This window comes from Methylomonas defluvii (genome assembly GCF_033949435.1).
Classification (GTDB): domain Bacteria; phylum Pseudomonadota; class Gammaproteobacteria; order Methylococcales; family Methylomonadaceae; genus Methylomonas; species Methylomonas defluvii.
Genome location: NZ_JAXARY010000029.1, coordinates 16180 through 39455, shown reverse-complemented (window position 1 = coordinate 39455; position 23276 = coordinate 16180). Strand labels below are relative to the sequence as shown.

General features: G+C 47.1%; 22 protein-coding genes and 1 pseudogene. 10 read left to right on the top strand and 13 right to left on the bottom strand.

Annotation, left to right across the window (positions count from 1 at the left end):
- The first annotated feature begins 591 nt into the window (after nucleotides 1–591).
- The 5 genes from QLH52_RS22080 (at nucleotide 592) to QLH52_RS22060 (ending at nucleotide 3758) form a co-directional block, all read left to right on the top strand.
- On the top strand, nucleotides 592–1212 hold the full coding sequence (locus QLH52_RS22080; RefSeq protein ID WP_319962971.1) for a recombinase family protein: 621 nt from the start codon (nucleotides 592–594) through the stop codon (nucleotides 1210–1212).
- A 3-nt stretch (nucleotides 1213–1215) separates the two neighbouring features.
- Entirely contained in the window at nucleotides 1216–1458 is a 243-nt protein-coding gene (locus QLH52_RS22075; protein WP_319962970.1) for a WGR domain-containing protein, read from the top strand.
- A 151-nt stretch (nucleotides 1459–1609) separates the two neighbouring features.
- Entirely contained in the window at nucleotides 1610–1996 is a 387-nt protein-coding gene (locus tag QLH52_RS22070; RefSeq protein ID WP_319962969.1) for a type II toxin-antitoxin system RelE/ParE family toxin, read from the top strand.
- Entirely contained in the window at nucleotides 1977–2294 is a 318-nt protein-coding gene (locus tag QLH52_RS22065) for a helix-turn-helix domain-containing protein (RefSeq protein WP_054761722.1), read from the top strand. The genes QLH52_RS22070 and QLH52_RS22065 overlap by 20 nt, the downstream gene beginning before the upstream one ends.
- Nucleotides 2295–2372: 78 nt before the next feature.
- Nucleotides 2373–3758 (top strand): hypothetical protein, encoded by a 1386-nt coding sequence (locus tag QLH52_RS22060; RefSeq protein WP_319962968.1) that lies wholly within the window; start codon nucleotides 2373–2375, stop codon nucleotides 3756–3758.
- 1 nt (nucleotide 3759) lies between these two features.
- Here the strand turns inward: QLH52_RS22060 and QLH52_RS22055 are convergent, their stop codons facing one another.
- From QLH52_RS22055 to QLH52_RS22040, 4 genes are all read right to left on the bottom strand, one after another.
- Nucleotides 3760–6441: a DEAD/DEAH box helicase gene (locus tag QLH52_RS22055; protein ID WP_319962967.1), complete on the bottom strand. Its 2682-nt coding sequence runs from the start codon at nucleotides 6439–6441 to the stop codon at nucleotides 3760–3762.
- Nucleotides 6442–6459: 18 nt separating this feature from the next.
- The gene (locus QLH52_RS22050; RefSeq protein ID WP_319962966.1) at nucleotides 6460–7911 is read right to left on the bottom strand and encodes a site-specific DNA-methyltransferase; all 1452 of its coding nucleotides are present in this window, start codon (nucleotides 7909–7911) and stop codon (nucleotides 6460–6462) included.
- A 90-nt stretch (nucleotides 7912–8001) separates the two neighbouring features.
- Nucleotides 8002–8373 (bottom strand): type II toxin-antitoxin system VapC family toxin, encoded by a 372-nt coding sequence (locus tag QLH52_RS22045; protein ID WP_319962965.1) that lies wholly within the window; start codon nucleotides 8371–8373, stop codon nucleotides 8002–8004.
- A complete protein-coding gene (locus QLH52_RS22040; RefSeq protein ID WP_319962964.1) occupies nucleotides 8370–8708 on the bottom strand; it encodes a CopG family ribbon-helix-helix protein in 339 nt (112 codons plus the stop codon). The genes QLH52_RS22045 and QLH52_RS22040 overlap by 4 nt, the downstream gene beginning before the upstream one ends.
- A 218-nt stretch (nucleotides 8709–8926) precedes the next feature.
- On the opposite strand from QLH52_RS22040, the gene QLH52_RS22035 reads away from it, so the two are divergent.
- A complete protein-coding gene (locus QLH52_RS22035; RefSeq protein WP_319962963.1) occupies nucleotides 8927–9550 on the top strand; it encodes a tyrosine-type recombinase/integrase in 624 nt (207 codons plus the stop codon).
- Nucleotides 9551–9956: 406 nt separating this feature from the next.
- Here QLH52_RS22035 and QLH52_RS22030 read toward each other — a convergent pair whose 3' ends face one another.
- On the bottom strand, nucleotides 9957–10703 hold the full coding sequence (locus tag QLH52_RS22030; RefSeq protein WP_319962962.1) for an endonuclease NucS domain-containing protein: 747 nt from the start codon (nucleotides 10701–10703) through the stop codon (nucleotides 9957–9959).
- A gap of 191 nt (nucleotides 10704–10894) precedes the next feature.
- Nucleotides 10895–11260 carry a hypothetical protein gene (locus QLH52_RS22025; protein WP_319962961.1) on the bottom strand — a complete coding sequence of 122 codons (366 nt, stop codon included), beginning with the start codon at nucleotides 11258–11260 and terminating at the stop codon, nucleotides 10895–10897.
- A 340-nt stretch (nucleotides 11261–11600) separates the two neighbouring features.
- Between QLH52_RS22025 and QLH52_RS22020 the strand changes: the two genes are divergently transcribed.
- Nucleotides 11601–11780 carry a hypothetical protein gene (locus tag QLH52_RS22020; protein ID WP_319962960.1) on the top strand — a complete coding sequence of 60 codons (180 nt, stop codon included), beginning with the start codon at nucleotides 11601–11603 and terminating at the stop codon, nucleotides 11778–11780.
- On the opposite strand, the gene QLH52_RS22015 is transcribed toward QLH52_RS22020, so the two are convergent.
- Together QLH52_RS22015 and QLH52_RS22010 are read right to left on the bottom strand one after the other, a co-directional pair.
- Nucleotides 11777–12556: a hypothetical protein gene (locus tag QLH52_RS22015; RefSeq protein WP_319962959.1), complete on the bottom strand. Its 780-nt coding sequence runs from the start codon at nucleotides 12554–12556 to the stop codon at nucleotides 11777–11779. The two genes, QLH52_RS22020 and QLH52_RS22015, sit on opposite strands and share 4 nt — an antisense overlap.
- A 99-nt stretch (nucleotides 12557–12655) precedes the next feature.
- Nucleotides 12656–13243, bottom strand: a complete 588-nt coding sequence (locus QLH52_RS22010; RefSeq protein WP_319962958.1) for a hypothetical protein — start codon at nucleotides 13241–13243, stop codon at nucleotides 12656–12658.
- 1218 nt (nucleotides 13244–14461) lie between these two features.
- Between QLH52_RS22010 and QLH52_RS22005 the strand changes: the two genes are divergently transcribed.
- The 3 genes from QLH52_RS22005 to QLH52_RS21995 all read left to right on the top strand — a co-directional run bounded on the left by QLH52_RS22005 (nucleotide 14462) and on the right by QLH52_RS21995 (nucleotide 17446).
- Complete coding sequence (locus QLH52_RS22005; RefSeq protein WP_319962957.1) at nucleotides 14462–15157, top strand: DUF2231 domain-containing protein; 696 nt, start codon at nucleotides 14462–14464, stop codon at nucleotides 15155–15157.
- 229 nt (nucleotides 15158–15386) lie between these two features.
- Nucleotides 15387–15854, top strand: a complete 468-nt coding sequence (locus QLH52_RS22000) for a hypothetical protein (protein WP_319962956.1) — start codon at nucleotides 15387–15389, stop codon at nucleotides 15852–15854.
- Nucleotides 15851–17446, top strand: a complete 1596-nt coding sequence (locus tag QLH52_RS21995; RefSeq protein WP_319962955.1) for a hypothetical protein — start codon at nucleotides 15851–15853, stop codon at nucleotides 17444–17446. Before QLH52_RS22000 ends, QLH52_RS21995 begins: the two co-directional genes overlap by 4 nt.
- A gap of 785 nt (nucleotides 17447–18231) precedes the next feature.
- Here the strand turns inward: QLH52_RS21995 and QLH52_RS21990 are convergent.
- The 5 genes and pseudogenes from QLH52_RS21990 to QLH52_RS21970 form a co-directional block, all read right to left on the bottom strand.
- Complete coding sequence (locus QLH52_RS21990; RefSeq protein WP_319962954.1) at nucleotides 18232–18381, bottom strand: hypothetical protein; 150 nt, start codon at nucleotides 18379–18381, stop codon at nucleotides 18232–18234.
- A gap of 379 nt (nucleotides 18382–18760) precedes the next feature.
- On the bottom strand, nucleotides 18761–19252 hold the full coding sequence (locus QLH52_RS21985; RefSeq protein ID WP_319962953.1) for a GNAT family N-acetyltransferase: 492 nt from the start codon (nucleotides 19250–19252) through the stop codon (nucleotides 18761–18763).
- On the bottom strand, nucleotides 19253–19552 hold the full coding sequence (locus tag QLH52_RS21980) for a type II toxin-antitoxin system TacA family antitoxin (RefSeq protein ID WP_319962952.1): 300 nt from the start codon (nucleotides 19550–19552) through the stop codon (nucleotides 19253–19255).
- A gap of 136 nt (nucleotides 19553–19688) precedes the next feature.
- Nucleotides 19689–19886 (bottom strand): annotated as a pseudogene (locus QLH52_RS21975) (IS3 family transposase); the annotation flags it as partial.
- A gap of 236 nt (nucleotides 19887–20122) precedes the next feature.
- Nucleotides 20123–23200 carry a Tn3 family transposase gene (locus QLH52_RS21970; RefSeq protein WP_319962951.1) on the bottom strand — a complete coding sequence of 1026 codons (3078 nt, stop codon included), beginning with the start codon at nucleotides 23198–23200 and terminating at the stop codon, nucleotides 20123–20125.
- Nucleotides 23201–23276: the final 76 nt, after the last annotated feature.

The following is a 23276-nucleotide window of genomic DNA, read 5'->3' as shown; positions in this document are numbered from 1 at the left end:
AAGTCAGACTAAAATTGGGAAGCCTTAAATCGGTTCAAAGCCACACCAGCTATGGCATTGAAAAAAATCCTATGGGACTTTGGTGTCGTTTGTTTAAATGCACCCATATATAAGGTGTAAATCCAAATTTTACATCTGGTCAGTCGTGTACTCGCCTTCTGACATTGGTGTCCTAAATCGACCTGTCAATGTCAGAAGATGGCTGCACCATCTTATTGGGCTAGAACCACTTAGTGAAGTCAACTATTGAGCAAAAAAATATCAATAGACATCTGCACAGTGCGTCATTTTGCTCAGCACTTCTCTTCATAAGAATAGGGTTTGGGGCGCTAAATAGCTTTTTGGCGTTGTCCGATGAACCATGAAAGGTTTTCTTAGTGTGTGAAGCCGGCTTCTGAAAATGACACCACCAATATTAATGGTATCTAAAGTCGTGCAGTCAACTTCTGATATTCGTGCAGTCGTCTTCTGATATTAATGACCGAAATCGACCGGTTTCGGACAGTCTGTAAAAGCTATGTACTAAAGTAGGCTTATTGAATTACGGACATGTGTTATAATTCGTACATCCTTTTCGGACGGAATTAGCGCATGTCACGCGTCTTTGCTTACTGTCGAGTGTCCACCACGGACCAGACTACCCAAAATCAAAGCTTGGAAATTCAATCTGCCGGTTTTGCTATCCCGCCACATCGTTTGATTGAAGAAAGCATCAGCGGTTCAGTCGCGGCTAACGAACGCCCAGGTTTTAATAAACTGATCGAACGGCTGGAAGCGGGCGATGTGTTGGTGGTGACCAAACTGGATCGACTCGGTCGTAACGCTATGGATGTCAGAGCCACGGTCGAGCATCTTTCTGATTCCGGAGTGCGGGTCCATTGTCTGGCGTTAGGCGGCGTTGATCTCACCAGCTCTGCCGGCAAGATGACCATGCAGGTTATTGCAGCGGTCGCCGAGTTTGAGCGTGACTTGCTGATTGAGCGAACCCAAGCGGGGATTAGTCGGGCGAAGGCAGCGGGGAAACAGTTTGGGAGGCCGCCGGCACTCAATGCCGAAGCGCGGGCTGACGTTGTCAAACGCTTGGCCGCTGGCAGCAACGTTTCGGAGTTGGCTCGGGCATTCAAAACAACTCGGCAAACCATTATTCGGATTCGGGAAGCGGCGTCGAAATCACCGCGAACTGACAACACGGCCCACTCGTCGGGGGAGTAACTGATGAATCATTTATATATGGAACGACACGATGACAAAGACAACATGCATCGTTTTTATCAGATGTTTGTGACGCCGGGTCTATTTGATGATTGGTCGCTGATCAAGGAGTGGGGCAGGGTAGGGTCACCCGGTACCGTCAGAAAGGAGTGGTTCGATACCCAGGAAGAAGCCATCGTCGCCGGGACTAAGTTGTGCAAGGCCAAATGTAAAAAAGGCTATCAAGCTATTCGCACAGAAACATGATGCAGAGCATTGAAATGCCCTAGTCTGTTTCATATACGCCGCAAAATGGATGGTGGGATAGCGGTCAATAATCAGGTCTTTTTATTGCAAACTGTAGCACTAAGCGCTATATTTAAAAGATAAGAATGGTGAAACAAACCAACTGGACTGTGTGCGGATATTCAAAAACAAGGCATTCACACGATTTGCTAAAAAATCAGGAATAGACGATGCCAGCCTCTGCAAGGCCGTCAGTGATGCCGAAAGGGGATTACTGGATGCTGATTTGGGCGGTGGCGTCATTAAGCAACGTGTCGCCCGCAGTGGTGGCGGCAAATCTGGCGGGTTCCGCACCCTGATCTTGTTCCGCATTGGTTCACTCGCGTTTTTTGTGCATGGTTTCGCCAAAAATGAACAGGCCAACATAGATGATGATGAGTTGGTCGCTTTGCGGAAATTAGCGGCTGTCATGCTGGAGTATGACGAAGCAGCACTGAATAGCGCATTGGCCAACAAGACATTGATAGAGGTGATCTGCAATGAAAAAACAATACCGTAGCCGTTTGATGGCCTCCGTTCATGAAACCGCCGAAGGCTTGCATGAGGCGGGCGTCATGGATAAGCGCACTATGCGCAAATTCGATGAATTGTGCCTAACGCCAATCAATCCCTTGCAGCCGGAAGAAATCCGGGCACTTCGTCTGCGTGAACGAGCAAGCCAAGCCGTTTTTGCGCGGCATTTGAATGTCACGACCGGCCTGGTAAGCCAATGGGAGCGCGGCGAGAAGCACCCCAAAGGCGCATCATTGAAGCTTCTGTCCCTGGTCGCCAAAAACGGACTGGAAGCGATTGCATAAATCCAAAGCCAGGCTTAACCAAGAGGATAGCGCCCCTTAACTCGCGATGCCCTTGCTGGTGTGCGCCCCCTTATCACCATGACTTTAACGGCTTACACTCGCGAACACCATTTCTACGTCGCAATCGCAAAACACGTTTTTCTACATGCCGATAAAGGTATTGTTTTTGTTAGCGATCCGATTCGATTAAAAGATGCGGAAAAATTTGATTTGAAACCGCTGGTTCTTTATGGGCTTACTGTCCCTGGGACCCAAATTGAATGGCTAACATTTTCTCTACTCGATGAGCCGAGATCATTATCTGGCGTTTTGCTGGAAGGCTGGGAAAAGGCGTCTGGCCTCCGTGGATACCCCGATAAGCTGAAGATCAATCGTCACATTGCCAATGCATGCCCTCAATTGCTAAGTTCGCTCGACCATATTGGTGGCATATCGCTTGAAATCGCTGATGGCAAGGATAAGCAATTCTCGGCCTCATTGCGTGTTGCTCAACAACGCGGACTGGAACTTGGTTGGTACAACCGTGATGGCCATGCCATCAACGATGTAAAAGAGTTGAATGATCATGCCTTGAATATTCACAACGGACACGTCAATGGTCGCAGGTGGGAATGGATCGGAAACAACGCAGTCAAAGAACAGGCCTCAAAATGGATGGCGTTGCCTTTTAAGACCAGTAATACGGTTTTGAGCCCCTCAAAATTGGATTGGGTTAGCGGCTCCTGGCTTTCCTCATGGGAAACAACTGTCCCACAAAATCAAAAAATGCATTTCTGGCGGCATGAGACAAAACCTGGCTGTTACTGGCTGCTGAGTGGCGAGGATGAAAATATTGATGACATAACCGACGAGGATTGGGACCGACGTTGTGCGCTCAAAGCAAAAATACTGGTGGATTGTTGGCCTAATAAACCGGGCGACATTGCTAAGGCTATCGGCATTACAGTAAAACAACTGCTTTGGTTCCTTAATGGCCAGATGGCGTTACCTGAGACTGAAAGGGAAGATTTGTCAAAACTGCTAGGCATTGAAGCAAGTGCAAGATTTGTTGATTACGATGTAATCGGCCCCTGTGTGTTAATTGCAGAAGGCCCGAAAAAGTGCTCTATTGCTTATGAAGAACTGAGTAATGGTGGGGACCTGGAGTATTCGGTGGAGGTACTTCCTGAAAAGGGAACTCCAGACCCGAGTTGGCGTTATGTTGTTTTTTCTGCCTATGGCAGACTCCCCAATATATTCATGTTCCAAAGGGGAAGTAAAACAACTGATCAATTAGGCAAAAAGCTTTTAATGAATTATCAGGGAGAAAGAAAGGTTCCGGCATCAACCTATAGAGATGTTGTTTCTACATGCGCACAATGCAGCACACATCCGTTGTTAAACCGAAAGCTAATGACTGAATTCGGCGAACGGCATAAACAATACTTCCAGGAAACGGGAACGAAGTTCTACACATGGCGATAAATTACACCATATCCTGTATTTGCTGCCTAACGTCTCGGCCTTGACCATCCTGCTCAACTGCCATAATAAACAAGCATCGTCCTTTACTAGACTTGGCCCACAATTCACCCACCGCACGCTTTTCGGCTGAATCGTCGTTACTGGAGTAGGCTTCACCCTTGTACTCGACGACCAGCATCCGCCCGTCCGTCAGTTCGCAGATAAAGTCCGGGTAAAAGCGGTTATGAGCCAACGGCAGCCAAAATGAGGCATGATCCCGACGCACCAGGTTCCGAATCCAATATTTCACTTCTGGCAGGCTATCAATCGCCTTGGCGCATTCGTACTCTTCGCCTTGAGCTTTCAAGTCCTCAATAATCGGATAAAAGTGTTTTTGAAATTTGTAGCGACCAGCGTAATACGGCGGACGCGCTGGGTAGTGGTCTGGCGAGAAGCGATGGACAAACTCATCCGTCAATACCACTTGCGCCGCATTGCCGAACAAGGTTTGCTGGTAACCGGCTTTTTGCGCACGTTTGCGGTATAGGCCAATCAAATCTCTAACCGCCCGTAGCAAGGGGTATTTGTTGCGTACCAATGAGGTCAAATTGATATTGGGTGTTTGCAGCAAATCGTTGATCAGCAGGGCGCTAAATTTAATCAGGTCGCGCTGCATGACATCGGCTTGCTTGCATTCCCGATCCAGCCAGCCAATCAAGTCCTGCTCGGTGACATCCAATAAATCTTCATTGAGGTTAATCACCTCATTTTGCTGGGCAATGTGGTAACTGATTTCCTTGCCATCCAGATCGATGGAAAAACTGTTGCTGGTTTCCTGTATGCGGAAGTTATTCAGTTTGGCCGGGTAATCGAGCAAGTTCAACTGACCGTTTTCCAGAATAGTTTCCGGTTCGATCAGTTCCAATTCGTCTTGAATGTAAGCGCATAGCAACGGCAAACGACCAAACTTCTCGCCGCGTTCGGACGGTGATTTTTGTGCCTGGATACTTTGATTGTGGATGCGCAAATCGCGGGCGATGGCTTCTTGAGCAGGCTTTTTACCCACCGCTTTCAGCAAGGCTTGCTGCAACGGTTCGGACACTTCACCGCTGATGCGCACGACATAAGCGCCGTTATCCTCACTGATAGCCAATTGGCGTTTGTCGGCGTCGTCCAAATGCTCCAGATCCGGCATGGCAGGCAATTCAATCACCAAAGAAGCCAGCACTGGTTTGGAATCCTCTCCGGCGTTAGGTCCAAACAAATCGATTTGCCGATCACCAACCGGCGCTTGCTGCCGCAAAAACGCCGCAACTTCCATTTCCTCAAAACCCATGGCAATCAACTTGTCAGTCAATTCCTTCGCGGCATTGGCAAAGCCCTTGGTGGCTAGATGCGCGTAAGCCCGGTTTAAATCTTCAATCAGCCGCCGGCGGGCGAACGGCATGCGCAACACCCGGCCCAGCAATTGTTCGGCATCCTTGCTGGAACTGACTTGCTTGACTGAGCAAAACACATAGGCAAATGAACAATCCCAACCTTCCTTCAAGGCCTCGATGGTGATGATGTATTCAATCGGACAAGCAGGATCGAACAAATTCAGGCCATCCAGTTCGCGCTGGTTGCCGGTGGCAATGGCGATGCTGTCGGCTTCGATATGCAAATCATCGGTCAGATAGGCTTTCAACACCTCAACGGTCACTTCGCCGTTTTTGGCTTCGGCTTGCAGCAAGGCAATCGGGCGGATATACGCCTCATCTTTCTGGGCATCCTGAGCTAATTTGTTGCGGGTGATGACGGTATCGCGTACCGCATCCTGCCAGTTTTGGTGCTCAGTTAAGATAATCGGCAACTTGATCATCTCTTCGGCCTTCAATTCCGCCGCTGAAACGTGGTAAAGAATGTTGCTGCCGTTGGTGGTTGAGGTGTTGGGTGTAGCGGTAAATTCGATAATCGCGGCCGGATGCACCCGCTGCAAAGTATCGAAGGTCAATGAGGTTCTGGCGTTATGCGCCTCGTCGACAATCAATAGCGGTCGGTGTAAGGCCAACAAGTTGGCAAACGAGTATTTGATTTTGCCGAGCTCGTTCGCACTCAACCCCACTTCCTGAATATCGGCTTCGCTGACTTTTTCCAGCCTATCCAGATAAGGATGATTCGACGGCAACTTGGCGAAATGCGGCTCGAAATTTTCGTGATAGGCGTAGACCTTGCGTCCGGAGGTATCGTTAACGCGCAAATTGGCCAAGGTCGATACCACCACAATGGCTTTCTGTCCGATGTCTTGTGGCCGGATTTGCGTGACCTCATCAATGTCCAACACTAGCACTTGATGATTAAAGGCAAAATCCAGTTTTTCCCGGTACGGATGACCGGGCTTTTTCAAAGCCTCAACGGTTTGTTGCCGTATGGTGTTGCTGGGAACCAGCCACAAAGTAATCGGAAAATCCGTATCCAGATAACTTTTGGCGACTGTGACAATGGCATGAGATGCCAGCAGGGTTTTACCGCCGCCGGTGGGAATGCGGAAACACACATAAGGCACCTCGGCAAAGCCGTAATCCCGGTAGGCCAATGCTGGCAAGCCTTGCTCTTGCAACGCTTCGGCATAAGCGTCCGTGACATTTTGCCGGTCGCGGGCCTTGGACAGAAAACCGTCCAAAGTGTCGATGGCGCGTTGTTGGTAGCCTTTTAAGGTCAGCATGGCAATCCTTGCTTCGAGTTACAACGCTTTCACGTCGTAAGGAATTTGTTTGAAGGTGATGTTGTGCTCAGCCAGGCGTGACGGCCCTAAACGGCAGCTTTCACCGTAGATTGTGACCGGGCCGGCGTGGTCGCCAAGGCCGGGCAATTCGGCCAGCACGCGCGAGGTTAGCACGTTGCCGCCTTGCGGGCGGCGGTCGCCGAGGATGCCGTTGTATAGCAGGTAATAGGCGGTGCCGTCATACATGCCCAGCAACGGCGAATCGGCGGATTTTGCCAGCGGCGTTTTGGTTTCCGCGTACCAAATGTGAGCGGCTAGCGCGGCGAATTTGATGTCGTGATTGAGTTTGCCGTAAGCATCGAACACCGGTTCGCCCAGCTTGCAGAAGCGAAAGCCGCCGCCGCCCTGCCAATCGACCGCTTTGGAAATGCCACCCTGTTCGCCATCAACGACTTTGCATAAACGGGTCTGGCAATGTGTTTGCGCGTGGTCGCCCATTTCGATGCCGATGTAACGGCGGTTCATTTTGTGGGCCACGGCAGCAGTTGTACCGGAGCCGAGGAAACTGTCGAGGATGAGGTCGCCATTGTCAGTAGCAATCTCGAAAACGCGACTTAACAGCCTTTCTGGCTTCGGTGTATCAAAAGCATCATCAGCGCCAAACAAAACGTTGATTTCTTTTTTTGCTTCCTGGTTATGGCCAACTTCGGAATTGGTCCACCACGACCAAGAGCTGATTCCTTCAGTTTCAGAAAGATAATTTTTTACACGAGGCCTAGCTGTACCATCCTTGCCAAACCACATCCGACCTTCATGAAGTAGGCGTTTATATTCACTTTCAACATTTCCCCAGCAGCGTCCTGGAGGCGGTTCAAATTCATGTCCACTAGGTGAACGCAATTTATACATTTGATTTGGTCGCCATCCCTGCGCAGTAAAGTCGGCAGAAGCCCAAGGTCCCCGTGGATCATCATCAGGGTTTTTAAAGTTTTTAGCTTGTTCAGGTGAGATGGTTAATTTCCTAAACACGACTTTTTCAGCTGACTTCGCATACACCATTATATGGTCGTGGGCTCCGCCAAGCTGAATCCGAGCATCAGGTGATGTTCGCTTCTGCCAGAGAACATTCGCAACAAAATTCCCCCGCCCAAACACCTCATCCATCATCACCTTCAAATAATGGGCTTCGTTGTCGTCGATGGATACCCAGATGCTACCATCTTCGCTCAATAATTCCCGCAGCAGTTCCAGACGCGGGTACATCATGCTCAACCAAATCGAGTGTTCCAGATTGTCGTCGTAATGGCTGAAAGCCGAGCGTGTGTTGTACGGCGGGTCGATGTAGATACATTTGACCTGGCCGGCGTAGAACGGAATCAGCGCTTTCAAGGCTTCCAGGTTGTCGCCTTGGATCAGCATATTCCGGTTATCTGGATCGCCATACGACAAGGCCGGCACTTCTTCCAACAAACGGTAAGCGCATTGGCTAACGGTTTTGACGGCTTGGTTTTTGTTGAGCCAGTGCAGAATGGGCACGGTAGGTTCCTTTCGTAGAGTCCGTTAAAGGTACAAATTCAAGTCAGGAATGAATTTGAAATCCTTGGTATTCAGGGTGTACAGCGCCACATCATGGCTAATCGCGGTCGCTGTAATCAACATATCGGGGACCGAGGCTTTATGGCTGAGCGAATAGCGCCGCATCAAGTCGATAAACAAGCTGGAAATGGCCGGATTCAGGCCGTAGCAATGGCACTGTCCAAGATGGCGTTCAATTTTGGCCAGTTCTTGCTTGTCTCTAGCGCCGTAAAACAGTTCGGCTTTGGTGATGACGCTGACCGCTATATTAGTTGGTCCAATGGTTCTGAGGGTTTGGATGATCTCCGGATTGCCTTTGTAAAATTCAATCAGGATATTGGTATCACAGAGAATCATCCGCGCCGATCCGGCCAGGCTTTGGCACGAATGGACGTTTGGTCGATGTCTTGATGTTCCCAAATGCCCGCATAGTTAAAGAAATCGTCTCCGGCTGCAGGCTGAGCGATGGCTTCCATTTCCTTTATCACTTCGTCATTCTCGATGACTTCGCCACGGTCAGCGGCGGCTATGCCTTGGTTGATTTTTTCAATTTGCCGGGCATGGGTTTTCAGATATTCGCGCAAGGCTTGGTTGACTAAGTAATTGCGGGAGCGGTCCAAAGCGCCTGCCATGCTATCGAGTTGATGCACGATGTCTGATTCGGTTCTAACGGTAAAAGCTTCAGTGGCCATGGTTACGCTCTGTTTATTTGTGGTTCACATGTAATCATAAAGGAGATTGAGAATTTGGAATAGCGTCTAAATCGGGAGTAACAGATATTTCATCAAGGGATTGCTGAAGATTGTTATATCTGTTAACAATTTATATCGGGTTCTTACCTTATTCTGCGGCTAGTAAAAGTAATCCAAGGTTTCATGGCCTCTCCTCAAACAATCGTTAGGAGTCTGTCATGGACCAAGAAATCCAAACCAAGCAACGCATGCCGTGGAACAAAGGTAAACTGATTGGTCAAAAATCGCCACTAAAACTGAAAGAAATCTGGGCCATCCGCATTCGTTTGCAGATGGCAAAAAACACCCGTGAACTAGCGTTATTCAATCTTGCTATTGATAGCAAGCTTCGGGGATGCGATTTGGTCAAGCTTAAAGTCTGCGATGTGGCGCAAGGTGGTCGAGTGTCATCACGCGCAATCATCATGCAGCAGAAAACGCATAGACCGGTTCAATTTGAGATAACTGAACAAACCCGCGACGCATTGGCAAATTGGATAAGCCAAGCGCAACTGAAATCCGATGAGTACCTTTTTCCAAGTCGGATTCATGATTCGCCACACCTTTCGACGCGGCAATATGCTCGCATAGTTGAGCATTGGGTGACCTCGATTGGTCTTGATCCGGCTGCTTACGGAACCCATACAATGCGCAGGACAAAAGCGACTTTGATTTACCGTCGAACCAAAAACTTACGGGCTGTTCAGCTATTGCTGGGTCATACAAAGCTCGAAAGTACTGTTCGCTATCTAGGCATAGAAGTTGACGACGCCCTGGAGATTTCAGAGCAGACAGAAATATAGCCACTCAAAAAGGTAGCGGCTTATTTTTTGGCTGCTACCGATTTTGAACGGGTAAATCATGATTCCTATCGGCCCCAAAGGGAAAGAGAACCGCCAGGTGGACCGCTCTTCAGATTCATCGTCGGAAAGCTGTCATGAATTACGATACCTGGAACCGGCCGTTCGTCACTGAGTTCAAACGACCCATTTTTGACGGTCACGCTTCTCTAAAGCAGCCAGTCAGGCAAATCTAGATTCTTAGAACTGACGCACTGCAAAGCAGTCGTTCGCGACCTCAACCAACCGGCCATAACACGACATTCGAAAATTTTTGCGTATGGCGGCAGTAAATCCGAAAACAGTCACTTAATGTTTAAGATGAGAAGTCAGGTTAACAGTAACGCACTTTCGAGTGAAGGATTGGGCATCATTCGCTCTCCAGTACCACTTGCTTGACTGTAACTGACAGTGCGTACTCGTAAAGTGACACCGAAGGCACCTCCGAACATGCTAGGCGAAGGTCTTCACTGATCTGCTTAGCGATAATGATGCCTCGCACCTGCTGACCGAATTCCGCATGGTTCTTCTTGATCCAGCTTACATAGCGAAGTAGCTGCCCGACAACACGGTCGTACCCCTTTGACACTTTGAGTTCAATGACAACATAGCCTCCAGCACCGTCGACCGCCAATATGTCGATGTAACGCCCACCGACGGGAAACTCCACACCAGTAATGCCTTCATCGGTGTAGAGCTTCAGCGACGGCTCAATGATGTGAAGATTGCGTGCCAAGTAGTCACGTAAATCATGCTCGTATGCGAACTCGCTTGAAGTTTCAGGGGATACGTCTGAAAGCTCTTCGACTTCAGGAGTTAGTTCCGAGACTGGAGTGGGGTCGCGTCCTGGTTCGTATAGCCGAAAGTGTGAGCTATCGATTTTGTAGAACTTGTCGTCTGATCCGTCTGCGCGTGGGCTATATTGAAGGCGTGTTGGAACGTTAGTTGATAGACGAATGAGGTGTGCGGCTACCGTTCCTTGTTTTACGTTTGGATAGTTCGCGGCAAACCACTGAACGGCTTGTTCCCGCGAGAAGCTCTGGCCGGCCACTAGTCCCATGGACGCCACCATATCGTGCATCAGTAAGCGGACTGGTTTTTCGTTCAAAGTAGCCATGGGTTCCTTCTATTACACGCCAATTGAATAAAGCTAACAGGCCGGCACGATATCGCCGGTGATGTTGAGCGACTTAGGTTTGTTCGGTCAACGCCGTGAAACCGCTTAAGTTCGCATATGCGTAAAATTTGCCATTTTTGGCGACGCGTTTTTGTTACAAAACTTACGCTTGGTGATACCTTCTGGCTAATTTACAAATACGTTATCTTTAAACCATCAATTTTAATTACTTTTCCTTTTTGTAACTCATTAATTATTTTTTCGGCATCAGCATCTGAAAGTGCCCCCTTAAATTGATACATTGCTTTGATAAAGTTTAGCAGTGCAGCTTTTTTTTGTGGCTTAGACTTTAAAAGCCTCTCTACTACATAAGCCAAGGTATCGTTATTTTGTTCTTTGCTATTAGTATTTTCAGATTTTTTCGGTTCTTGTACTCTTTTTTCTGGATGAAGCTCTTCTTCCTCTTTTCTTGCTAACTGTATTAGCAACTGGGCAAGACGCAGCTTGTCTCGATAAGGTAATTGCTCGCAAGCCAACGCTAATACTTGGTAACTCATTTGTTATCCTTATCCTAACTGAATTAAATTTTCGAAATACTATTGCATAAAACCATTGTTAACTGTGATCCTCGTCATACTCCAACCCAGTTAGTTATGAAAGCTTTTGAAGCTGAGCATGGGGTGCGAGGATGGTATGGGTTGGCTGATTGCGGATGAATTGCAGTCATTAACTTTGGCTAAGTCACGGGCAGTTTAGGATCGTAAAGTTCATTAACTATCAACTGTCAACTCTCTGAGCACATCAAATAAAGCTCAACTGGCTAGTGCAAGACGCTAGCACAGTTGCAAACAATCCTTTTATTCAGGTTCTAAGAACCAAATCCACTCGGATCTTTTCATGTCGAACGACACAAAAAATGAAAAATTTCGAACCATGCGTATTCCGATTAAATCCGTCAAGGATTCCATTTTCAAAACTGCCAATGGCCCCGACCGGCCAAAAGCCGCCTTAGCCTTAGCCCGTTTAATTCGAATTACGGCAATTGAATTTATAACAGCCAACCAACAAAGTTGTTAGAAATTACGGCTCTCTAGTAACGTTCCGAAGAGCCATATTCCGGCGGCGGGAAATATCCACAGCATAACCACGACTCCCCATGAAACTGGGGAATAAAACAATGCTGCACCCAATAGTAGTTCAAGCAATGCAATAAAAAATGCATTGCCGTGTTCTCTCAAATGTCGATAAGACTCAACATATTCAATGCCCGCAGATTTTGCATCGGCACGTTTCTTCACGAGTTGATCGTAGTATTCGAAGGAATGTTGTTCTCGCCCTGACATGGCCATCCATAGCAAAAAAAGCTGGCCCACAAATATCAAGGAAACCAGGGATAAAAATGCCGTGCCGGCGTAAAATTCTTGTGAGTACCACGGATTTACTATGACATTCAAGGCGCTCCATAGAGTCCAAGTTAGTGCTCCAGATACTGTTAATACTAGTGATGTAAAGATGATAATTAGCGTCCAGTTCATAATATCGCGAACTTTTAGCAGCGACCCTCTTATCGCATGAAGCACTAAGATTGGTGCGCTAGCGACATAGCAGAATGTCAAGCCCATCGTCGCCAAAACCGCAATGTACCCCGATTCAAATTTCACAGGCTTGAGCGTCTTTAGGATTGAGGCTAGCTCGCCTTGACTGGTAAATACAGGGCTATCTGCTGTCGCAAGAAACAAAACAACAATCGCACCAATTGCGGTACCTACGAAATACCGGACAAAGTAGAACTCCCACCAACGGTTATCGTGATTTTTCATTTCGGGGTCTTTTTTATCAGGAATTTGTGTCATTAGGAATGAATAGGTCTAAGTTACAGTTCAACCGTCTACTTTGTGCTTAGCGGAAATCGGTCTAACGAAGCGCATTGTTGGCTTTTGAGTTTTACTCGATCAAACAATCGTTTGTTTTCTAAAATGGGAGTTCAGAAAGCTAAAAAACATTAGCCCCGCCGAGAAGAGCAAAATTGTGCTAGGCAAAGGTATTGCGGATACATTAGTAAATTCAGGAAAAATACCGCCTTGTAGGTTATGTGTTGATTGGTATATGTTCCAAGTGCCAGAAGGAGCGCTTCCCCAGTAAGCTCCAACAATTGAATAAGCCACAAAGTCATTTAGTGGGCGGTATGGCATGCTAAAGCCGTTGGAAAAAAGCACTGTTGACCATGAACCGCTGTCTTCCCCCATATAAATAATTCCATTTGCCGATAGGACTGCGATTATTGACTCGGTCATTTGTGTTGCACCCATTGGGTCTCCCCAGAACAAATAATCCGAGGGATTTGGGTAGATTTTATAGAATTCGTTATTCGTGAAAGAAACGTCGTAAACCTTTCCTTGAAATTCGAGATTTTTGATGTCGGTTGCACAGATTGGCTCGTTATAACACGGCACGCCTAGGACGGTGCTGGCTAGGGCCACATTGCTTAACAGAGGTACCGCGAATGCTGCTGCAATAAATAACATTCGTACTAAGATCATGAAGATGCCTATAGATGCTGATTTAACATAGTGAATCGTGTCTTTGAAGAACTACATTTTGAACGACAGCTTATTTGCCTTTTCCTGCCACTGCAAATTAATCCTATTTGGCAGTTAAGGGTCGGGTGTTGACCGTCCGCTCTTCAGATTCATCGCCGGAAAGCCGTCATTGAATTCCGATTCCTGAAAGCGGCCGTTCGTCACTGTACCCAACCGACCCTTTTCAGACACCAGAGGTAGGAGCTTTATTGGCTGCAATAGAATACATACCTGTCATTCAAGGTAAGAAGGTTGCTTGATTGCAATACTTGATCGCGTTTTTTGCGCTGGCAAATGAACGCCAGCGAAATAACCGAAATCACAACTCAACGTCAACGATTACGGCAACAAGCCATGGAATACACCTATCGGCGGGCCGAAGTGTTGTTTAGGTGAATTTCACAAAGAACTAAGTATTGGCGCAGCAACGTAACCATAATGCCTGCATAAAATAAGAGCCACCCCAGTCGATTAATTAAAACTCTCGATGTAGATCCAATTTTCTTGTACTTCAGCAGACCAACTGGAAAATCGCTGCTGATTCAAATGAATAAAAGGATTACGGGTCACCGCGAAATCTGCTTTGGTCAACGCTTGAAACATGCCCGATGCCTAATTCTCATTCATGGAATGGATTAGAACAGGGATCTCATAAGAAAAATTCTGAATTAGTACAGCTGTGAGTTGTGTTCCTGAAAATGACTCCTCGCTTTCGCATACCTGTTGCTCCTGCAAATCATGATCTAGACACACCCCTCCATAAGCTAAGCCCTTATCACGTTTGATCAAGCCCAGGCTGAACCAGGGCTAGTTGCAAAAACGAAGTGTATAAGAAAAGGTCTCCAGGAATTGAATTTAGCAATACTCTCAAGATTATCTTTAATAAAAAGTAATCGCATGCTATGGCACAACTTTGCTCTTAATTGCTCTTTTTTGTCGCTAATTCAAAGATAGCTTTTGGCAATAATTTCCTGTCTCATTAGGTCATATGTTTGTCGCACGGATAGTGACCGTAAGCTAATTTTGCCAAATCTAGCGTTTTACACAGTCTGGATCCATCGCGGACTCCGCTTTAAGCAATATTGGTATGACAGGAAGTTGGCATCAAACAGGCTTTCAGGCTAACGTAGTTACTCCATTGAAAGGTTTAGCTAACGAAATTTGACAAGGACAAGGAACATGAGCGAATCTACAGGAAACAAAAAAGATGACGAGGAAAAACACATGAGTGAGTCGAGAAAAAAAGACAGCATCTTAGGCGAAAAATACACTGAACATGTCGATGATTCAGGTGAAAAAATTGGAGAATCGAGGAATCGTGAGGGTTGGTTCGGGGATAAATATATTGAACATACTGATCACGATGGCAATAAAACAGGTGAATCACGAGCCAGTGAAGGGTTGCTTGGTGATAAATATACCGAAAACTTAGACAATGAGGGGAATAAGGTTGGTGAATCACGAGCTCGCGAAGGGTTGTTTGGCGACAAATATATCGAACACTTAGATAACGATGGGAATAAGGTAGGTGAATCACGAGCCCGCGAAGGGTTGTTTGGCGATAAGTACGTCGAACATACTGGTAGTCCGCCTCATCAAAAGCAAAATAACAATGAGCTCTCTCCAGAAAACGATGATTTTTGGGAAACCATAAAGGAAAAAGCGGCACTAATCGGTGGGGTGCTAGGAGCTATTGCGGGGCTTGTAGACGCAATCGGCTCTGATTCGGTTACAAGTTTTTCCGACTATTTAATCCATATTGTCATTGGAGCTGTTGCCGGCGGAGTAATGGTAGGATTGATGGTGACAATGTTGCCTTGGGCAATTGTTTTGGGTGTTATTGTTCTTGTTCTTAAAGCCTGTGGTGTAGCATAAACATATTAGTTTGGTATCAAATCCACACCTGTTTTGGTTTGATAGAATCTCGAGGAATATGTTACATCGATAGTCTTTGTAAAATTGTTCTCGATCGTTTCACTCGACCCACTAAGATTTGATTTAGACTACGATGATCGATATAAACAACTTATTGACCAGTGTGGCAGCAAGCTACGCGAATCGCTTACTAGGCTCGACTGTGTATGACCCCGTCATGCACAGCTCGTTGGCCGAGCAACTAGGTAATTTACCGACAAATGCGCGATATGGAGCAGAGGGAGCTCTTTATTTCCTGTCTGCTTTCCTTGAACAGCGCCTAGCCGAAGACACCACGATTCACAAAATACTCAAGAACGTGGTGATTAATGCAGCTCCTGAACTTGCACAACGCATACTTGAAAAAGCATCGACCCACGAAGAACGCCTACTTGCATACGAGTTGGCTAAACTTCCTAGCGAAGATTTGCGACATTTACTGGATTGGTTGTGTCGAACCGACCCAGCAACACGGCACGGATTATTCAAAGCTGCCCGCGCGCAAAAGCCAGAGTTAGACAAGCAAGATGTCTTCGAATCAAAAACTCATGAAGACCATGAATCTTCATTTTGTAAAGTTTTAGATAGCGAAATATCTGCGCTAGCTAATGCTATAAGAGGTCTACGTTTGCGAATAATCAAAGGAAAGACAAATTGACCATTGACGACACCCGAAAGCCTCTCCTTGTCGAAATCTTTAAGCTTATTGGTGTCATCGTCGAAGGTGGTACCGCCTGGACTACTGAAACAATTGCAAGTTATTTAGCTAGCCTTAAACGGCTCGCTTTTGCTTTGTTAATTGCATCTTTGTGCGATGCAATAGTTTTCTGGGTTGCATCAGCGCTCAACTCTCAGATGGTCATGACAATAAGCCTGATGGCCTTCAGCATTATGCTAATGGCTTTGCTAATGTTTGCAGCCCCGTTACTGGTCGGCATTACTGCCTTTGCAGAAAAATATCCGTCCCTACGATTTTTTATCAATTTACAAGCATCGGTAGCATTATTCTTCCTGATCATCGGTTTAGTCATTAATATTCATCCAGTCAGTGGAAAAAATGTGATGGTGATTATCGTTGGCTCAATGAGCTTGTCATTAATCTGGTTTTTGACTGGAACAAAGCCAGATCTAACGTTTCTCAAAACGAAGATAATTTTCCTGATTGCTTTTACGATCATTGGACCTGGATTAACCCAACAGTTTCCTCAGATTAACATCACACTGAAAAATCTATTGAGAGACTTAGATGAGGTAGGGGCAATATTCTTTCAAATAAAACCAGAAAGAATCCCAATAGATAGCCTTACACAATTCCGGGCGATGAATTTCTTCAATCCGGATGGTACAGCAAAGGTCTATTACACTGTCAACGAGAACAATGGCGAATACGAAGTCTTTGATCGGAAAGGGGCGCACCCCATATATAGCTCCAAGTTGAAACCCGTTACTCCAGAAATTGTCAAGGCAATCGAAAAGCGGTTAAAGAGTTCGGAAATCCTTCTGAGAAACCCTGAAAGGATCCCTATAGATAGCCTTGCGCAGTTTCGCTCGATAAGGTTTTTCAATTCGGATGGAACAGCAAAAATCTATTATGCCTTCAATGAAAACAATAGCGAATACGAAGTCTTTGATCGGATGGGGGTGCACCCAACTTACAACATGAAATTGAAGCCTGTGACCCCAGAAATAGTCAAGTCAATAGAAAATCGGTTGATTAATGTAGGGAAGCGAAATGTCTCAGTCGATCCTGTACCGCCTTCTTTGGAAACGCCTATTCCTGTTACTTCGATTTCAAACTCAGGCACCCTGCCTAATATCGGGATTGGAAAAGTCAGTGCTCCGCCCCTAGCCATCGAAAGTACTGAAACTGAACCAGTAAAATTAACCATATACAATCAAAATTATCGTGCCCAAGATTTTTACGTTGAAGATACAAAAATGGGTACTATTCCAGCCGAAAAATCAAAATTTTATACTTTCCAACCTGGCAACTACTCTGTTCATTTCTGTATGTCTGGTACCTCCGAATGTGGTGATACAAGCAAAGTTCATTGGCATTCTGGTGTCAATACTCTATGGTTACAAAAAATTCCCCAGAGTAGTGGGGGCGCAGACATGAAGTTTAACGAGCGACCAAACGGAATTGATAACGAAAAAATTGTAACCGCCGGTCGTTATCTTGATAGTAATGGCTGCCTAAGGGAGGCGAATGGCAGCTTTGTTATAGGTTTTAAGTCTGACTGCAAGTAAAGGTAGAGCTAGATTGGATAGGCAAATCAATATTCTTTTACTAATGTCAATATTACTTTTCGTAAAGGGGTGTGCGTACAAAGAGATGACCTATTTCCGGAAGCACGGCGCAACAGTTACTGACGAACGTACCGATTGGGGGCTTTGTGGCGGCAATTATCTACCAGACGGTCAACTTGAGTCCTTGGTTAACACTGACATCCTCAAGTGTATGTCGGAAAAAGGTTATCAGTCGCTCAACGACTATTATTTCGAACAACAAATATCGTTCGTGAATAGGATGGCTCCTACTTCTGTTTATATCCCCTTCGAAATCCTTGACAATTGTGGTTTCAACTATCTTCACAAAGGTGTATGTAGCCAGGAGCGATATATACTTAAACATAAGGTATCGCAAGTCATACAGTGTATGTCACATCACGGTTACGAGGCCACACTGCCGCGATATAAATTAGCCTACAGAATTATAGAGGAGCGACGAGGACCCAGTCCAAACTTTTGCCTAGCTCTTACCCCGAAAAATGGAAAGGGAGGTATCTCAATAGGGGGAAGGCGATTCGAGTAGATTACCTAAAATGTTAATCTTTTTTTAAACGGAGATTGGGCTCAGGTCTTTCAAGCAAGTATATTGCTAATTTGGAAGGCAATTACCCATCCAATTGCTGTCACTCAAAATCATAGACAGCAGTCCGCTTGTGGCCGGGTCGAGCCAAAGAGGATGCAAGGTTGCTTGCCGAAAAGCTGCCATTCGTTAAAATTAGGGGCGAAAATTTTCGATAATATCCTCACTGGCCGGTTTTGGCCGGGTCGAGCCGAATACAGCCCAAGGTTGCTTGGCATAAAGCCGCCATTCGTTGTAGATAGAGATTAAAAATTTCGCCGGCATCACCACCGGCAGGTTTTAGCCGTTCGCTACATTTAGAAGGCGTAAACATCGGTCTGAATTCCATTAAATGCAGCATACCTGATGAAGATGTTACTCATTTACGAAGGAATCCTTACGGTCCCCCAGTATACGACGGTGTCAGTATATGGCCGCTTGGTTGAGGTCGCCAGTGACCGCTTTTTAGCCCTCCAGTTCGCAAAATCTGGATTTGCGCGACTTTACGGAGAAACACGATAGGCAAAATGGGCTCGAAATCGAGCATTCAGAACCAAGATCACCCAACCAAGTTATCTTTTTACAGCACGACGTTCATGCAGCAATGCTTCTCGCTGCTCTGCCCAAAAAATACTGGCCGCATGCTCCGATATACTACCATCTGCCACCAATTGGATTTTGGCAAGCCTATGATTGAACGCGTAACCCATCCCTCACACCTCCGATAACGGCAAAAACAGCGTGCGCGGATGGGTCGGGGATGGATGAAAGCCGTGCGAAGCATAAAAATTCACGGCTTGCTCGGATAGGGCATGAACCAGCAGCGCACGGACGCCGACAACCTCGGAAACTTGAACCGTGCGCAAGATCGCATCACGCAATAAGGATTTGCCGAGTCCATGCCGCTGCCAAGCGACATCAACCGCCAACCGGCCAAGGATCATTACGGGAATAGGGTCTGGCATGTTACGGCGGACGCGGCCCGGCGTAAGCTGGCTGTCAACGGAACCTGTCGAGAGACAGTAATACGCGGCCACTTGTTGATCGGTACAGAGCACATAGGTGCGCGACGCCCCGCGCCCTTCGTTGCGCAAGGCGCGGTGTTTCAACCAATGGTCAAGGGTTGGCTCGCCACAATCGAAGCCTGCTACATCATGCGCGGCAGTCAGTGGGGCAGGGGCGTTCCATTTTTGAAGTTCCGACAATCACGGCTCCCATGGGGCTTTGGTCGCCATCAATTTTCGCAGCTTAGGGTTCTCGCTTGGCGGTGCGTCCAGCAAGGCTTGAAATTTCTGGAACGCCGCCGCGTCAAGGGTAAAAACGCGCTGGTCAAGCAATACGTCTTCAGCCTCGCGGCAAGCCGTTTCCAGCATAAAATCGGTGCGTGATTTCCCTAACAACTCGGCGGCTTGGTCGATCAGGTCTCGTTGCCTACGCTGAGCGCGAATATTGATATTGATGTCACGGATTGGACTACCGCTTTCAGTCGGCTCGATTGGTTGCATGGGTTTGCCCTCAGCAAAAGGTTCATTTGTCTATATAGCCGAAACGTGCGCACGTTGTCAATACGTTTAACAGTCACACTGTCTAACAAACGAAGGTTTTTTTGACTGATCTTGCCCCAATTTCCCAGACGGTTCACTAAGCGACAAATTTAAGTTCATAGGCTTCAGGGGACATATAGTCCAATGTTGAATGGAGCTGTTTGCGATTGTAGTACGCCTCGATATATTCGAAGACGTGTTGTTTGGCTGCATGGCGAGTGACAAACCGTTCACCATGAATCGCTTCCACTTTTAAGCTGTGATTCCAGCTTTCCGTGGCCGCATTGTCATAGCAATCGTGTCGGAATCGATGGCCTGAGTGGAATCGGAACTGGTTGCTGGAATACGCAAAATAGGTTCATTCAGTGTGACAAAATTTTCTGGGGTTCCGGCTTACAACCACAGTAGGGGAGAATAGCGCAATTGACACTATAGCAAAAATGCTATAATTTGAATCAATGACATGGGCCATTGAAACCCGGCTATTTTTGCCCATCCCCTCGAAAAGGTAAAAATTAGTAGTAGCTAATATTAAGGGTCGCTACCTTCTCCCACAGACTTACGCCAGAAATCTGGATCGTTATAGCGTGCCGCCAAGGCATCGATGTCAACCTTGGCGTTTTCTTCCGTAAATTCGAACTTACCGATCAGATTCACATTTTGCCATGCGACGGGCGACGTGCCTTTGATGATCTCGATAGCATCCTGGTCACCGGCAGCCAGTTTTTGCTCATACACCCGCGACAAGATCAGCGTGTTGTAGTGGATGATGGCGTTGGCAATCAGCCGGGAACAATCGTTCCAGATTTGCTGCTCCGCTTCGGTTTTTACCCGGAATTTGCCGGCATTGACATAGGAAATGGCTCGTCGCATACGGTGATACGCCTCGCCGCGATTAAGCGCCTTTTGAATGCGCTGCCTGAGTATCGGGTCATCGATGAAATCAAGGATATGAAGTGACCGATAAATATTGTCCAATTCCCATAGTGCCTTTTTGGTCTGGTTCTGCCGCTTATAACTGGCGAGCTTACGCACGATGGTTGCTTGAGTTACATCTTTTTGAGCCAGCGAAGCCAGAATGCGCTGGATATTCGGCCACTCCTTGCATATTAAAGTATCAAAGGCCTTACGCGATGGCTTAAACAAGGCATCGCCATAACGGCTTGGGTGCTGGAACCCAACTAGGCTATCGATTTTTTTATGCAGGTCACGATATCGTGGCGAAAATTGGTAGCCGAAGACGCGCAAGATAAAGAAATTCACTTGATTGGTGCCATGCGTGTCCGTCGAATGCCTTTCCGGCTTGATCTCCGTGGTATTGTTGTACAGGATGTCGAACACGAAATGTGATTCATGTTCGTGCGCACCGATAATCTTGGCATTAATCGGGACATGATTCATGGCCAAGGTAATGGCGTTTACGCCTTTCTTTAGCGCGAAAAACTTGCTGGAGTGTCGGGCATTGATCGTGTCGATCTGCGTGACTATATGCTGGCCATCACTGCTAGAATGTTTCTGATGGTGGATGTCGTACGCTTGGAAAACAGGTAACGCAGCCGTAGCGTTGGAAACGGCGTCATTCGCTGCATGTAGCGTTTCCGCCCGCAGGAAATTGCGAGCCGTCGTCAGCAACGCAGAATGACTAAGACCTGATACTTCCGCCATTTTCCATAAGCCCATATTGGTACCCATGGCAACAATACACGCCAGGATGAGTCTCGGATCGGCATCTTGTTTAACGTAGCGCTCCAAAACGTGGGCAAATGCTTTCAAGAATCCTGTTCTTTCAGCGACGAACCAAAGCAGGTCAGCCACGCCGATACTTGGCAATCGACCATAGAACGGACTGTTGGTTGGTTCTTCCTCGGAGGGATAAACCAACGTCCAGCGAAGTTTTTCCCCGGTACCGGTAATTTTGATATGTTTATTGTCGCCGCTTTCAATACGCTGGTTCACTGATTTGTACTTGGCTTCCAGTTCCCGCTTGAGCGCGGCTAACGTATCCTGGATTGGTGTCAACAGAATCGGTGCGCCGATTTCTTGCAATATCGCCTCTTTATCCTTATTCCAACGCGCGGCGTTGATCAGGTCGTCATCAAAGCTGCGAAATTCGTTGCTATCCCGAACAAATACGTCACAGGCTTCAAGCGCCTTCCGTAGCTCGCGGTACACCAGGAACTCATAACGATCAACCTCTAGGGTTTTCTTTTTATGTTCTTCCGACTTGGTATACAAATACCGCTGCAAATTCTTTGCAATGATTCCGGTCGGGAAGTTGGCCGGGTTCATCTGTCGTGGTGTCTTGCCCTGGCGCAGCAACTCCTGTAGAAAAAGGATAGATTCCAGCAGGGGCTCATCCGACACCAGGCAAACGAAATCGAGGTTACAGAACAAATGCCGTAAATTGAGCTTGAATTTGTGCCGCAGCGTACCGTAATACGACCATTCAAAAGCGGTTTTATCGAATTCGATGTTGCGCATAAAATCGGATACGACTGGAAAGCTCTCGATGTTGAGCAGATCGAAAGCCTTTTCCTTGATGGCCGCAAACGGTGTTTCATCAGGAATTGAAGCGTCGATGAACAATTCCAGAACTTGGCCTGCCGCCTGGAGATTCGCGCCGGCCTCGTTGATGGCTTGCTGCATGGCCTCGTCGGCGGCAAGTTTGGCTTGTTTCTCGTATTGGCCAATGAGACAAATCAGGGCTTCGATCAAATTATCGTTGATTTGCCGAAAGCGATGAAAGGCGAAACACAGCAAATACAGGCGTGTTGTGGGTTCCGCCATGCGCCGCAGCTTGTAGACGGAGTAGAACGGAACCAATGAGGCATAGTATTTTATACTCTCATTGGACAGGCCGGCAGTACCCAGAAAGCTTTGCCCGAATTCATACAGCGGCTGAAAAAATTTGCGGCGGTCAACCTCCTGGCGTAACTCGCGGTAACTGAAATCCTTAGGCTCGTGTTTGAGTAGGCTGATGCGATACATGCCTTCCTCGGACTCAAGCAAGGCTTCGAGCTGCTTGTCGACATCCGGCGTCACGGCTTTTTTCAGTAAGTCCGTAATCCGCCGACGTTCGCCTGTCACTACTCGGCTCACCATGTCCTGTAGATAAGTGTAGCCAGGAGCAATTAGGCGTTGGTTCGTAAGGTATTGTAAGGTTTCGCGTAGGATGTAAATCGGCTGTGTCGACAGCATGGCGACCCGCTGCGCTTTCTGTTCCAGTGCCGCCTTGGCCTCGCCGTCGCATAGGCGATAGTCGAATAACTGGAGGATGATCTGTTGCTGTTCGAGCCGGGTCGGCTTGGAAAGGGTTTTGATCTTATCTAATGCCTGGTCGGGGAAATACCGCTGGAGAATATAGTGTAGGTCGTCGAGCACGGCCTCCCGCCCGTAAACAAAAAACTGTTGCTTGGCCTTGAAATACCCGATTTGAAGGATTAAGTGGACTGCCGATGAGCGGGCATAAACGGCGTCGACAGCTTTCTGTTCAATCACGCTTAAATCGAAGAAGAGACTGCGGTCGTGATCGCTGAAACGAGGCAACCCGTATAGATCATCGATTTCACTTTTCGTCAGGATAGACAGGCGGCGCGAATTGACGTTCATTCGGCGCCGCTTTTCGGCGAGTGCAGAAAGTACACTTTTTGCACCCTACGTTCACCGATCCTTTCCAATTTCAATT